Annotated in this window: 14 protein-coding genes; 8 read left to right on the top strand and 6 right to left on the bottom strand. The window is 58.5% G+C overall.

The genetic code is table 11. The annotated features are described in order from the left end of the window. On the top strand, positions 1 to 286 hold a 286-nt coding region (locus G522_RS30335), incomplete at its 5' end, for a hypothetical protein (RefSeq protein ID WP_169453600.1). 194 nt (positions 287 to 480) lie between these two features. Here G522_RS30335 and G522_RS29330 read toward each other — a convergent pair. The 5 genes from G522_RS29330 to G522_RS0123815 all read right to left on the bottom strand — a co-directional run bounded on the left by G522_RS29330 (position 481) and on the right by G522_RS0123815 (position 4,689). Then, on the bottom strand, positions 481 to 846 hold the full coding sequence (locus G522_RS29330) for a hypothetical protein (protein WP_156887045.1): 366 nt from the start codon (positions 844 to 846) through the stop codon (positions 481 to 483). Between the two features lie 90 nt (positions 847 to 936). Continuing rightward, a complete protein-coding gene (locus G522_RS0123830; RefSeq protein ID WP_026793170.1) occupies positions 937 to 1,365 on the bottom strand; it encodes a hypothetical protein in 429 nt (142 codons plus the stop codon). A 62-nt stretch (positions 1,366 to 1,427) separates the two neighbouring features. After that, positions 1,428 to 2,375, bottom strand: a complete 948-nt coding sequence (locus tag G522_RS0123825; RefSeq protein WP_026793169.1) for a recombinase RecT — start codon at positions 2,373 to 2,375, stop codon at positions 1,428 to 1,430. Between the two features lie 155 nt (positions 2,376 to 2,530). Continuing rightward, positions 2,531 to 3,442, bottom strand: coding sequence for a PD-(D/E)XK nuclease-like domain-containing protein (locus tag G522_RS0123820; protein WP_026793168.1), 912 nt, complete (start codon positions 3,440 to 3,442; stop codon positions 2,531 to 2,533). A gap of 626 nt (positions 3,443 to 4,068) precedes the next feature. Then, positions 4,069 to 4,689: a helix-turn-helix domain-containing protein gene (locus G522_RS0123815; RefSeq protein ID WP_026793167.1), complete on the bottom strand. Its 621-nt coding sequence runs from the start codon at positions 4,687 to 4,689 to the stop codon at positions 4,069 to 4,071. A gap of 180 nt (positions 4,690 to 4,869) precedes the next feature. On the opposite strand from G522_RS0123815, the gene G522_RS0123810 reads away from it, so the two are divergent. Genes G522_RS0123810 through G522_RS29320 form a run of 7 tightly spaced genes read left to right on the top strand, consistent with a single transcriptional unit; the run spans position 4,870 to position 10,697 of the window. Continuing rightward, positions 4,870 to 5,109 carry a hypothetical protein gene (locus G522_RS0123810; protein ID WP_026793166.1) on the top strand — a complete coding sequence of 80 codons (240 nt, stop codon included), beginning with the start codon at positions 4,870 to 4,872 and terminating at the stop codon, positions 5,107 to 5,109. Then, positions 5,102 to 5,338 carry a hypothetical protein gene (locus G522_RS0123805; protein ID WP_026793165.1) on the top strand — a complete coding sequence of 79 codons (237 nt, stop codon included), beginning with the start codon at positions 5,102 to 5,104 and terminating at the stop codon, positions 5,336 to 5,338. Before G522_RS0123810 ends, G522_RS0123805 begins: the two co-directional genes overlap by 8 nt. A gap of 2 nt (positions 5,339 to 5,340) precedes the next feature. After that, the gene (locus G522_RS28495) at positions 5,341 to 6,753 is read left to right on the top strand and encodes a DEAD/DEAH box helicase (RefSeq protein ID WP_169453599.1); all 1,413 of its coding nucleotides are present in this window, start codon (positions 5,341 to 5,343) and stop codon (positions 6,751 to 6,753) included. Next, positions 6,744 to 7,184: an AfsR/SARP family transcriptional regulator gene (locus tag G522_RS30205; protein WP_156887044.1), complete on the top strand. Its 441-nt coding sequence runs from the start codon at positions 6,744 to 6,746 to the stop codon at positions 7,182 to 7,184. Before G522_RS28495 ends, G522_RS30205 begins: the two co-directional genes overlap by 10 nt. A 2-nt stretch (positions 7,185 to 7,186) precedes the next feature. Continuing rightward, a complete protein-coding gene (ssb, locus tag G522_RS0123790) occupies positions 7,187 to 7,684 on the top strand; it encodes a single-stranded DNA-binding protein (RefSeq protein ID WP_026793163.1) in 498 nt (165 codons plus the stop codon). Positions 7,685 to 7,686: 2 nt separating this feature from the next. Continuing rightward, positions 7,687 to 8,109: a hypothetical protein gene (locus G522_RS29325; RefSeq protein ID WP_051229191.1), complete on the top strand. Its 423-nt coding sequence runs from the start codon at positions 7,687 to 7,689 to the stop codon at positions 8,107 to 8,109. Positions 8,110 to 8,159: 50 nt separating this feature from the next. Beyond that, positions 8,160 to 10,697, top strand: coding sequence for a VapE domain-containing protein (locus G522_RS29320; protein WP_051229189.1), 2,538 nt, complete (start codon positions 8,160 to 8,162; stop codon positions 10,695 to 10,697). A gap of 155 nt (positions 10,698 to 10,852) precedes the next feature. On the opposite strand, the gene G522_RS0123775 is transcribed toward G522_RS29320, so the two are convergent. After that, positions 10,853 to 11,941 (bottom strand): site-specific integrase, encoded by a 1,089-nt coding sequence (locus G522_RS0123775; RefSeq protein ID WP_026793162.1) that lies wholly within the window; start codon positions 11,939 to 11,941, stop codon positions 10,853 to 10,855. Positions 11,942 to 12,132 lie beyond the last annotated feature (191 nt).

The following is a 12,132-nucleotide window of genomic DNA, read 5'->3' as shown; positions in this document are numbered from 1 at the left end:
CCCCGCCGTGATCCGCGACGCCCGCGCCGGATATGTGGCAGTTGCGGAGAAGACGGCGCTACAGGGCCAGATCGACGAGATGAAGCGCCAGTTCAAGGTGGCGGAGGCGGCCGCCGCCAGCGACCGGGCACGGGCCGAGGCGGCGAACAGGGAAGCGGACGATGCGTGGAAGCAATACGAGGCGGCTGTTGCGGCCGATGATAGCGGCGATGGTTGTCGCGTCACTGATGGCGATCTTGAGTGGGTGCGGAAATCTCGATCAGCGCCTAGCGTCGGCGTCAAGTGAGATCGGCAAACAGTCGGCTGGGGTGAGCCTTCCAGCCCTGCCGGCCCGGTGCCGCGACAAGATGATGCGTGTTTGGCCTCAGGCTGGCGAGAAATGGCGAGCGGTGCAGGGTCGGTGGGAAATTGTCGCCGACAATCAGGATCGGCGCACGGCCGATTGCGCGGCCTTCTACGACGACGTATCGGCCGGCATGGCTAAGACAGCTTCACCGCCGTCCGTGCCTTCCCCGTGATCCCACGGGCCACCACAACACCGATTGGAATAGAGCCCTTGCCCTTGAGATTGGCGAGGGCTTTTTTCGCAGACTGCCATGTCTTCTGGCCTTCGTCCTCGTCATTCCATTGACGCTCAAGCCGGCACATTTCAGCCCACACGCCTTCGGTCTTTGCAACGTCGCGCTCTCGACGCATGATCCGGAATAGGTCGTAGAGTTCCGCGCCGCGCTGCATGCGTCGATTATTGAAGGCTTGACGACAAGGCGTGCAGCAGAATTCCTTGTCAGCACGCTTGCTCTGGAACGCTTCTCCGCATTCGGCACAGTGTCGCGTGAACACCTTCATGGTAGGCCTCTTCAACAAAAGATGGGCGACACGTTTAAACGCATCGCCCATCATCATTAGCATCATGTTGCGATTAACGCAACGGTGTTGTTATTCGGACAAGGCCGATTTAGGCTTCTTGCCTCCCTTCAGGAACGCCGGCACGTCCTCGTCATCGTTTGGGCCGGCGTCCTGGGGGCCGTCGCTCGCATTTGCGGCGTCGTAGATAATTTCCTCGGACGGCTCGGGGTAGCCGGGCTCACCCTTGGACGGGTCGTGCATTTCGAGCGCGTCCGCGTCCTCGGTCTGGGAACCGTGGCTGTTTTCGCCGGGCTCGATCGCCGGGGCGTCGTCGAACCGGCGCGACTTCTGCTCGGCCTTGACCGCGTCGATGGTTGCCATCGCGATCACCTTCGAATAGTCGCCGCTGGTGTGGGCGTCGCGGAGAGCCGTCAGCGCCTCAAGCTGCTTGCCCATGTCGCGGTCAACAATGATGTAGCCCTTGATAGCGAGGGCGATAATCTGAACGTGTTTAGCCATTTTCCTATTTTCTCCTTGTAGGTTGATCAGATCGGCGGCCCCTCGGTCGCCGCGCCAGTTTGTCAGAAGTCATCCTTGGGTTTCGGCGTATCGGCTTCGGCCATGTCGTCGCCGGTATATTCACCGTCGATTATTTCGCCTGTCTCGTCGTCGAAGGTTTTTGCCTGGGAGGCATCCGGCTCGACGGGCGCGGTGGGGTTGATGCTCTTCAGCGCCTCCGCCGCTCCGCCGCGCTTCTTGGGTGGCGGAAGCTTGGCCGCTGGCTGCTCAGGCTCAAGTTCAAAATCAAAGTCGTCGTCGATACGTTCGGCCGCCTGGACGAAGCGGCCGATAGCGTCGGTAGACTTCGGAAGGTACTTGCAGATGCGGCGGATTAGTGTCTTGCGCCACCACTCGCCGTAGTTCTTCCCGGACTCTGGCTTATATTGCCAAGCGTTCTTTCCCTGCTCGGCAATGTTGAGTATTTCCGACTTGCGCAAAATCTCTCGAACTACAGTACCGTCCTTAAGCTTGGCAATTGCGTAGCAGGCGATGGGGTCCCCCCGGTCTTCTTCTAGCCCTGCCGGCGAGTGCTCGATGCGCTCCTCGTCGCCAAGGATGTAATGGAACGTATCGTTCTTGAATACGACGTGAGCAATGATGCTCGAAATATCTCCGCTGTTCCTCGCGAGCTTCATCAGCCCTTGGAACATGGGCTGATAGGTAGCCTGCATTTCATACTGCGGGGCTTGCTTCGTTCCGACGTTGACATTTCTGTCAATCAGCGCGGCTTCGCGCCCGTCAAGGATCAGGCCATCGGCTGCGGCCTTCATGCACGCGATCATCAGAGAGCGAGACGTACATTGCAGTAGCTTCGGGTTGACCTGCAACGCCGTCTGGATGGTGCGCGCGAAACTGTCCGGGTTGATGTAGCTCGGAAGCGTCTCCGCAAGCTGCGGCCTGAGACCGGCGGCTATGGTAGTCGGCGTCCGCTTCTCGGACTGTTCGGTCTGCTGTAGTTCAGTTGACATTCGGTGTTCCCTCAATCAATGCCGATGCTCGTCCGGCTATCGGTCCGGGCGCGTTGCTGGCTACGTTCTGGAGGATTTGCCGGGCGGCGGCTCGGTCTTGATCGTCGCCGCGCTGGATGAAGTAGGACGCATTCCAGAGGATGCGCGTCCACTCCTCAAACGTCCGCGTCGGCATCGTCGGGGGCCTTGGTCAGTTTGTAAGCCCAACGTGGGAAGCTAAGCTCCTTGACCGTGTCGCCGGGCTTGCGATAGCCGGGCCACTCGTTTCTGACTAGGCAGTCCGCGTATCGGGCGAAGGCGCGTTCCGCGAGGGCAAGGCCCTCAGCGTAGAAGGACGGTGGGATTTCGTAGAGGTCGAACGCGTAGGGTGGCTCCTTCTCTACCGCGAGGAAACAGAAGGATGACGGGATGCCGGCAGTTGATAGCCCGCCCTCGTACCATGCTTCCTGCATGTGGTAGAGCTGGTTTGCGATGGCTTTAGCGAACCCCGCCTTGCTGGCATCCTCGGCCGACTTAAGGTCAAGAACGAGGTCTAGGTCCTGACGGTATAGATCGGTGCGGCACTTGCAAAGGATAGGGACCCCAATTTCCTCGCCGGTCTCGGTGGGGGTGTATAGATACTCGCGTTCCCAATAGACGGACATCTCCGCCATAGGCTTGCCGCGCGTAATGATGTTGTGGATTTCGTTGTCAGAGTGGACAACGTCGCGCATGGTTTGCACTTTGTCGTGGTCGCCTTCAGTGAGAAGGATCATACCCTTTGACTTGCAATAGGCTTCCGCGTCGTCCCACTTGTTTCCGCGTCTATCAATGGGGCCGCGAAGGACGGCGGCGTCAAAGCGCTCCGGCTCCAGCACGGCGATATGAAAGGCCGAACCAAAGTCGAGGGCCTGTTGCTGGAGCTTCGTCTTCGGTTTCTCCGGCGCGCGGAAGTGCATGGGGCTCTGTTCCATGATGGCAAGGCCACTCTTGGAAATGCCGGGGCCGTGGTGGTACGCCTCGTTTGACAGGTTGAGGTAGACGCCGGGCGCTACCGGAGCGGGGGCGTTTGGGTTGAGCGTGATCATTGGCTGATCCATCTTTGTGTTGCGACAATCGCAACAATAAGAGAGACGATGCTGTAATGTCAACAGGCTTGACAAAGAATTTGCGCGGTGCGAATGTCGCAACGGTCACGGCGCATAGGCTCGGGCAAGGTGATATTGGCGGGCTTTAGGCCTTTCACCGCTGATAAACCCGTAGGGGCTGAATGCTGCCGTGGCTGACAGGGTAAAGCTCGTGTGGAAGAGTACCGGCTTTGGGAGCTGGACGCCGGAGGTCGGAACTCCGTACCCTGACCAGTTTCGCCCGAATGGGCAACGATGGTGGAGCCGGCGCGGCGGCTCGCGGTAGTGTAGTACGGCTCGCGAGGCCCCTATCGAACACCGTAGAAAACCGAAAGGTACCGCGCGTAATTCGCCCGAAAGGGCGTTCGATATGGTTCCACTGGTCGGCGATAGTAAGCCCCAGGCGCATAGTGTCGTAGAGCGCGCGACGGGAACTCCATACATCGCCAGCGCTGCCGCCATCATTCCCCGGCGGACTCTCCCCAGGCGCACGGCGGCGGCGCGGTCAGTGTTGCGATACCATTGGACCGCGCCGCATTTATCCGCAGTGATGGACTAGCGTAGCCCGGCTTTGTCCGGGTTTTCTTTTATGGCAGCACCGCGAGCACTGGTGTTGCGGTAACAAGCATTGTTTCCTGTTCGATATCGTCAATGCGAACGATTAGTGCCTCGCCTGTCTTTCTAGCCCTAATCACCCGAGCAAGGAATTGCTCCCCACTGGACGCCCGGCAGATCGACAGCTGACCTATAGCTGAAGAGTCAACAACATCAGTGTGTTGGAACAGTATGACAGCATCGTCCCATACCGTTAATGGTCCAGACGACGCGCGGACCTGTGCCGCAATGATTTGGCTGTTGATGTCACGTGTTGCTGATTGCGCTCTATCAATAAGACTTTGCGGCAGGGGCCTTGCTTCATGCAGACTAGACAGATTTCCATGCTCATCTATGGTTGACGCCAACAATATTCTCGTTGGAGCCCCGTCAAGATCATAGGCCACCCCGGCGTGTTTAAGTACCTCAGAAGTGTGTACGCCTAAGAATAACGCTATCTCGCTAACCTCTTCAACCTTCATCTTGCGTTGTCCTGAAAACATCCGGGATATTCCGGACGGGTCAACGTCCATATGCTTAGCAAGCCCCCTTAGAGACTTACCGTTCTTTTTTAGTTGGTCCATAAACCATGCTTGATCTACATCTTTAGCCATAGCTGGCGTCCTTTGAATACACCCTTGATCTCGGATTGTTGTGTAACACGCAACATTTGATCATTGAAAGGGATATTCTGGATTTGGTGTCAGTAAAATTCACGACATGGTTGACGATGCGAAATTCGCAACGTATGTTGCCAATTGTTGCGTAAGTCGCACAGCCTAAAGAGGGACCCAATGAAGACGGTGGAGCACCCGAAAACGCCTTGGCAGAAGGTCTATGCAAAGCTCGGGATGAACGCGGCCGAACTCGGGCGCGCGATGGGGAAGGATAGATCGAAGATCAGTCGGGCGGTGCGTGACCCTGTCGGCCGCATCAATGGCGATGACCTCAACGACCTCAAGGTTATTGCCGCCGCTCGCGGAACACCCCTGACCATCGACGATGTGACCGAGAGCGTTGCCGAAAATGCCTGACGCCCCGGCCGCTCAGGTTCCAGCACCACTCTCCATAAAGCAGCAAGCCGACTTGCTCGACGGTATTCTGACAAAGACCGTCATGCATAATGGCACGGTTGCGTCTTTCACGGCCGTCAATGTGACGGCTGACGAGGTCAATCAACTTACACAGCTCGTCAATCGTCTCTACATCCTGGCCCGGTTCGAAGAGAAAATCCGCGAACTCGTCAAGTGGGGGCGGGTGTAGCGGTGATTATCGAGCTTCGCCCCTATCAGGATGACGTAGTCGGGAAGCTGCGCACAGCCCTTCGCTCAAGCTCGTCTGTTCTGGCTTATGCCCCAACCGGTGCCGGGAAGACGGTCATTGCTGCGGCAATTATCCAGCGCCTCATTGCCAACGGAAAGCGCGTCATCTTCTGCGTCCACCGCGTTGATCTGATAGTTCAAACCGCCAAGACATTTTCAGCGTTTGATATTCCGTTTTCCATCATCGCCGGGAATGAGCTGACGAACCCATATTTCCCGTGCTTCATCGCCTCTATCCAGACGCTGCGCAACCGCCTTGGGAAGTATCCGGCCGATTACGTCTTTGTAGACGAAGCGCATCTTTCTGCTGCTGCCGGCTGGGCTGATGTTGCCAAGCATTACAAGGAGGAAGGGGCGAGGCTCATTGGCCTATCGGGCTCTCCAGAGCGCCTGGACGGAAAGCCGCTTGGGGATGTCTGGGACAAGATGGTCATGGGGCCGTCTGTCGGCTGGCTCATAGAGCATGGTCATCTGTCGAAATACCGCGCGTTCTGCCCGGACGGCCTGGACCTATCGTCGGTGCATACCCGCAAGGGCGAGTATGTCTCGTCTGAGGTTGAGGAGTTGATGGCCGGCCGCGCCATACTGTCGAATGCGGTCAGCCATTGGAAGCGCTTCGCGCTTGGAAAGCGGACGATTGCGTTTTCTAGGTCGGTAGCTGCGTCCGAAGAACTGGCGGCGACGTTCCGTGCGAATGGTGTCATGGCCGTTGCGCTCGATGGAGAGACACCACAAGCCGACAGGCGCGCGGCGTTCATCGGCTTCGCCGACCGGCAAATAGATGTGATCGTCAACTGCTCACTGTTCTGCGAAGGGTTCGACCTCGCGGCACAGGTAGACAGGGATGTCACGATCGAGGCGGTCTTACAGCACGCGCCGACGCAATCACTCGCCAAGCATCTGCAACAGATGGGGCGCGGCCTTCGAAAGAAGCCGGAGCCGGCAATCCTCCTAGACCTTGTCGGGAACATCCCGCGCCTCGGACTACCCGATGAAGACCGCGAGTGGTCGCTAGAGGGTCGGAAGAAGAAGAGCCAAATGACGCGGACGGTGATCTGTCCGAAGTGCTTCGCGGCCTTTGATCCGGCTCCACGCTGTCCGATCTGCGGTCAGGTCATAGCCAAGCAAAAGGACGGGGGACAGGGCGGCCGACACCTCGACGAGGTTGATGGCGAGCTTCGGGAAATTGATCCGGCGGTACTGCGTCGGCAAAGGCGCGAGGAGCAATACCGCGCCGACACCCTGGAAGAATTGATTAGTCTTGCGACTTCACGTGGCTACAAAAGTCCCGAGAAGTGGGCAGCACATGTTTTCACCGCAAGAGCAGCCAAGAGCGGGGCGCAAGAATGGAACTGAAACCACTGAGCAGATCAGGCGCATATCTATCATATAGACCGGGTAGTGTACTTGATGAGATCGCACGATCTGTTGACGAGGCAGATGCGCCAAAAATCAGAGACCTTACCACACCGATGAAATGCCCGTGTTGCGGCGGAGATGTACAAAGGCCGTCGCTTCAAATTGTTATCGACGATTTGGAGCTTCCTCCGCAACAGGCTGCGATCCTGACCGCAGTGTGGAAGATGAAGGGCCATCCATGCCCAACGACCCGCATAATGGATGCCATATGGGCGGATGATCCGGACGGCGGCCCGGAATACGAGACCGGCTTGAAGTACTTCAAGACCCAACTGTCGTTGCTTCGCAAGCGTTTGCAAGGCTCCGGCGTCAGCGTCGACACTGTCGGCTTCCGTCGTGGATACCGGCTTGTAATGGGGGATTTTTGAGAATGGCAGGAAGCGTCAATAAGGTCATTCTGATCGGCAATCTTGGGCGCGACCCCGAGGTGCGGCGGATGGGGTCGGGCGATGCCGTGGTCAACATGCGCATAGCCACGTCCGAAAACTGGCGCGATCGGCAGAGCGGGGAGCGCAAGGAGCGCACCGAGTGGCACTCGGTGGTGATCTTCAATGAGCACCTTGCCGATGTCGCGGAGAAGTACCTGAAGAAGGGGACAAAGGTTTATATCGAAGGTGCGCTGCAAACTCGGAAATGGACCGACCAGTCTGGTCAGGAGCGGTACTCGACGGAAATCGTGCTCCAGAAATTCCGTGGCGAGCTGAATATTCTGAGCGGTGGAGTGAGCAACGGCGACGGCGACGACGAGCAGTCGAACGATTACGGCACGCGCGACGGCCGTAGCCCACAGGGCCGGGCGAGTGGCGGCGGTCGCCCTGGAGATTGGGGCGGCCCGTCGAACCAGCTTGACGACGATATCCCGTTCTGACCATGGAAAGCGATCTCATGCGGCGGCTTCAGGTCGCCGCTACAAACCTAGGCTCCCGCCTGTTTCGCCAGAACACGGGTATGGGGTGGACCGGGAATACGGTAGACCGGATCACTACGACGCGGCTAGCACGCGTCCAAAACGGCGATGTCGTTATCAGAAACGCAAGACCATTCCACTCCGGCTTCCCTGGGTGGTCTGACCTTGGCGGATGGTCGCCCATCGTCATTATACCGGACATGGTCGGAAAAACGTTCGCCATCTACACGGTAGCCGAAGTCAAGGAGCGCGCTCCAGTGACAAAGGAACAGCTTGATTTCATAGCGGCCGTGAATGCAGCCGGCGGCCGTGCTGGCGTCGTCCATAACGAGAAGGAGCTTGCGGCAGTCCTCGGCATCTGTCCCGACGTGAAAATACCCTATTGAATTATGTTGCGAACAGTGTTGTGAATATCGCAACGCTTCCGGGGGAATGAATGTTTGATGTCGAGCGCATGCGGCGCGAAGCAAATTTGGCTCGGATAGCCGCGTCGTTCGGCGTCAAGCTCACAAAGGACGGAGAGGAGCATGTTGGCTGTTGCCCGTTCCACCGGGAAGACACTCCATCGTTCTCGATCTTTACGGGCAAAGATAGCGTCCAGCGCTTTCACTGCTTCGGCTGCGGTGAGCATGGCGACGCGATCGAGTTCACGCAAAAAATCAAGGGTGTTGATTTCAAGGAAGCTTGCCGCATCCTCGGCGGGAAGCGCACCGACAAGGCGAACATAGCGCCGAGAACCGATGTCGCTCCAGTCGATGCTTACGCGGGGATTACGATAGAGCCGCCGCCGGCCGATCTCCTCCACGTCGGACAGGCAGTCAAGCTCTACAATCCAAAGCGCGCCAAAACGGATATGGTTTGGGGGCAATTCGTCACGACGCATGTCCACCCCTACCGAGACCAGAACGGCGACTTACTCGGCTACGTGCTGCGCAGAAACTTGCGCGACGGCGGCAAGGAAACACCGATGGTTATGTGGGTTCGCCTTCCCGGAGGCGGCCTGACTTGGAGCAGGTTCCCATTCCCGACTCCGCGCCCGATCTATGGTCGCGAGCACATCGGAAACGCGCGGCAGGTGATCGTTGTTGAGGGCGAGAAGTGCGTGGACAAGGGGCGGAAAGCGACCGGCCGCGTGTTCGTGTCCTGGGCGGGTGGGACGCAGGGCGCGAAGTATGCGGACTGGTCAGCCCTTGCCGGCCTTGACATCGTCATTTGGCCAGACGCGGACGGTCCAGGACTCGATACCGTAAACGGGGTACCCGAAAAGCCGGGCAAACCAGCAAAAAAAGGTATCGCCGAAAATCTCGTTTCACTTGGGTGCCGCGTCCGTATCATCGCCACCCCGGCTTTCGCAGAGGATGGAGACAAGCGCGCTTCGTTCGAAGACGTTCAGGCCGGCGCCGCTGTCGAGACGGGGTGGGATTGTGCCGATGCGATTGACGCCGGGTGGACGGGGGAGCAACTCGACGAGTTCATCAAGACAAGGCTACGCGAGTGGACCCCGCCAGACGATCCGCAGCCCACTGGCGGCCTTCCTGCTCCGGAGGTACAGACACAGCCGGCAGAAGTTGAAAGCCAGCCAGCGCCCCAGCCAGAGCCGGAGGAGAGCAACGTCATTGCGCTTCGTCCGAAGCAGCAAGCCAAGCTGGATGCCAAAGAGAAGAAGGAACGCAAGCCGCCGGCCGGCGTCCCTGCTGATCTGATTGACATCCGAACACGGGTCAAGTTCACGCCAGATACCGACTGGAAGCGCGGGCTCATCGAAGCGGAGGAGGGGCTTAAGGCCTCGTCTCCGTCGAACTGGCAGCTTTTCCTTGAGCACTCCGAAAGCATGAAGGGGGTGTTCCAATACAACGAATTCACCAATACCCCGATGCTGATCAACTGCCCGCCGTGGGAGCGTGAGAGTGGGTGGAAGCCGCGCCCGCTCAAGGACACCGATTATGCCGAGGCGCTGATGTGGCTGGAGCGTATTCGCATGGCTCCCAAGCATTCAGCCCTCGCGCCAATGGTCATGCTCTGCTGTTCGCACAACAGCTTTGACCCACTCCGCGACTATGTCGAGAGCTTGGAATGGGATGGTCAGCCGCGCGTCGATACATGGCTGACCTACTATGCGGGGGTTCCGGATAGCCCCTACACGCGCGCTGTTGGGAAAAAGTACCTCATATCAGCCATTGCCCGCGCCCTCTCTCCAGGGTGCAAGGTTGATACGATGCTCATCCTTGAGGGGCCTCAAGGGCGAAAGAAGTCAACGCTCTTGCGCCGGATTTTCGGTGATGAGTTTTTCACTGACAAGCTGTCGGACATCGGCAGTAAGGATGCCTCTCAGGAGATGGCCGGCGTGTGGTGTATCGAGGTTGCCGAGATGCACCGCTTTAGCGCGGCCGACTTCAATCAGGTGAAAAAGTTCCTCTCTACGCAAGAGGAACGCTACCGCCCGCCCTATGGCCGGTCGGTGATACGCGCGCCTCGCCGCGTCGTTCTCGCCGGCACAATCAATCCTGACGGACAGCCGTATTTCAATGACCCTACAGGCGCGCGCCGCTTCTGGCCGGTCACTGTGGGGGAGCGCATCGCGATCGATGACATAGCGGCCGATCGAGACCAGATATGGGCAGAGGCCGTGCACTTATTCAGGCAGGGCGAAGCGTGGTGGATTGCTGAGGGTGAGCATGATGTCGTCGCGGAGGCGCAAGAGAGCCGTACCGATCTGGACGCATGGACAGGTATCATCGTACGCGCCTCCAAGGACCGGGCAACCTTCAGCCAGCTTGAGATTTGCGACCTGCTAAGCATCCGGACACAGGACCTTGACCGCCGTCATACATCGCGCGTCGCCCGCATCATGAACAAGCTCGGGTGGGATCGCCGCATCTCTGACGATGAGGTCGTCTATAAAAAGCCAGGTGCTAGCCCAACGCGGCTTGATGAGATCGGGGATTGGGATGGGCAAGGAAAAGCCGGGCACTAGGCCCGGCTCCTGTTCCTTCTGCGATTGCGCACGGATATCAGCCTAGACCCGCACCGGCCGCGCGCCGTTCTCCACGGATGATCGTCAGCATGTTCGGCCGCCTATCTGGAACACGGATAGCCTGGAAGTCCGGCCGGCCCTATAATGACAGGGGATCACAGAAGGGTTTGCGCCGTCATCTTTGCGAGCCACGGCCACCCCGCCCATTTGTCGCCGGTTTGCCTCATATGGGTGTAGCGCCGTAAACTCGACCATGACCGATGTCCGGAGACGGCAGCGACCTGCGGTATATTCCAGCCCATTTCAAATAGCCGGCTGATGCCTTCGTGGCGCAAGTCGTGAAAATGCAAGTCCTCGATCCCGAGGAACTGACAGGCCCTCGTGAACGCGGCCGTGATCGCGTCAGTGGTGTAGGGGAAAATCTCATCGGCTGTTCTTGGCTGGGCTTTGATGATCTCCAGCGCCTCTGGGACAAGGTTGCACCACTGGTCGTTCCCGATCTTTTCGCCGGGGTGCTTCATGTCGCGGACAAGAACGCGGCTTCCTTCCTCGTCAAGATCGGTCCAACGAATTCGGACAATCTCCTCCTGCCGGCGCGTGGAGAAGATGGCGAACACGACGATGGTAGCCATAGGGGTCGGCATGGATCGGTGCATAGCCCGCCGGTCGAAGTGCTCGACGATCTTGGACGCCTCGTCGATTGTCGGTCGCCGGGTCCGTTCCTTCGGTCTGGCGATGATCCCCAGGCGGGTCATGACGGCGCGCGCGCCCTCCATAGCCTCCATGTCCAGAGGTATCCCCCAGGCGGGCTTAGCTACAGCGAAAACGGATGCAAGGTGGCTGATGTAGTTCCCGACCGTGGACGGCTCGCGGTCGCCGTCAAGTAGCCATTGGCCGAACTCCACTAGCTTCTGGCTATCCAGCGCTATGCAAGCCTCCTGCCCGATAGGCCACGCCTTCAGACTGTTTAGAACCTGTACCTTGGTTTTCCCGAACGGCTTCCTAGCGGTAGCCTCATACTTTTCAATCGCCTTTTCCAGTGTTATGGACGAGGCGTTTAAACGCTCGATACCACCCGGCTCGGAAAGCTCTTTTTCGCGGGCCTTGATCCATGCTGCCGCAGCCGGCCGGCGGTCAAATGTCTTCGCCTCGCTATGGACTATCACCTTGTCTTTCATGACGGACACCTTCGCCAGATAGGAGGTGCTTCCGTCCTTCCGCTTCCGCTCTACGATGCTCCCCATTTGGTACACGGCCCTTTGTGTTCGAACATTTAGAACAGTGTCCAAAATAGCCCGAACGAATGCCCGCGAATATCGCTAAATACGCAACGAAAGATGTGAGATTTGCAACGGTCGCAACGAAATAATCGAGAGAATTCAGAAAAGTCGAGCAACATCAAGGGGCCGATTTTTGCCGTCGCACCGATGCTCGA

The organism is Pleomorphomonas oryzae DSM 16300, assembly GCF_000422965.1.
Taxonomy (GTDB): domain Bacteria; phylum Pseudomonadota; class Alphaproteobacteria; order Rhizobiales; family Pleomorphomonadaceae; genus Pleomorphomonas; species Pleomorphomonas oryzae.
This window is presented reverse-complemented; position numbering and strand designations above follow the sequence as displayed.

Bases quoted from the DNA above. Each gene is read 5' to 3' on its own strand.
- G522_RS29330 (WP_156887045.1), bottom strand. From the start codon at position 846: ATGAAGGTGTTCACGCGACACTGTGCCGAATGCGGAGAAGCGTTCCAG.
- G522_RS0123830 (WP_026793170.1), bottom strand. From the start codon at position 1,365: ATGGCTAAACACGTTCAGATTATCGCCCTCGCTATCAAGGGCTACATC.
- G522_RS0123825 (WP_026793169.1), bottom strand. From the start codon at position 2,375: ATGTCAACTGAACTACAGCAGACCGAACAGTCCGAGAAGCGGACGCCG.
- G522_RS0123820 (WP_026793168.1), bottom strand. From the start codon at position 3,442: ATGATCACGCTCAACCCAAACGCCCCCGCTCCGGTAGCGCCCGGCGTC.
- G522_RS0123815 (WP_026793167.1), bottom strand. From the start codon at position 4,689: ATGGCTAAAGATGTAGATCAAGCATGGTTTATGGACCAACTAAAAAAG.
- G522_RS0123810 (WP_026793166.1), top strand. From the start codon at position 4,870: ATGAAGACGGTGGAGCACCCGAAAACGCCTTGGCAGAAGGTCTATGCA.
- G522_RS0123805 (WP_026793165.1), top strand. From the start codon at position 5,102: ATGCCTGACGCCCCGGCCGCTCAGGTTCCAGCACCACTCTCCATAAAG.
- G522_RS30205 (WP_156887044.1), top strand. From the start codon at position 6,744: ATGGAACTGAAACCACTGAGCAGATCAGGCGCATATCTATCATATAGA.
- ssb (WP_026793163.1), top strand. From the start codon at position 7,187: ATGGCAGGAAGCGTCAATAAGGTCATTCTGATCGGCAATCTTGGGCGC.
- G522_RS29325 (WP_051229191.1), top strand. From the start codon at position 7,687: ATGGAAAGCGATCTCATGCGGCGGCTTCAGGTCGCCGCTACAAACCTA.
- G522_RS29320 (WP_051229189.1), top strand. From the start codon at position 8,160: ATGTTTGATGTCGAGCGCATGCGGCGCGAAGCAAATTTGGCTCGGATA.
- G522_RS0123775 (WP_026793162.1), bottom strand. From the start codon at position 11,941: ATGGGGAGCATCGTAGAGCGGAAGCGGAAGGACGGAAGCACCTCCTAT.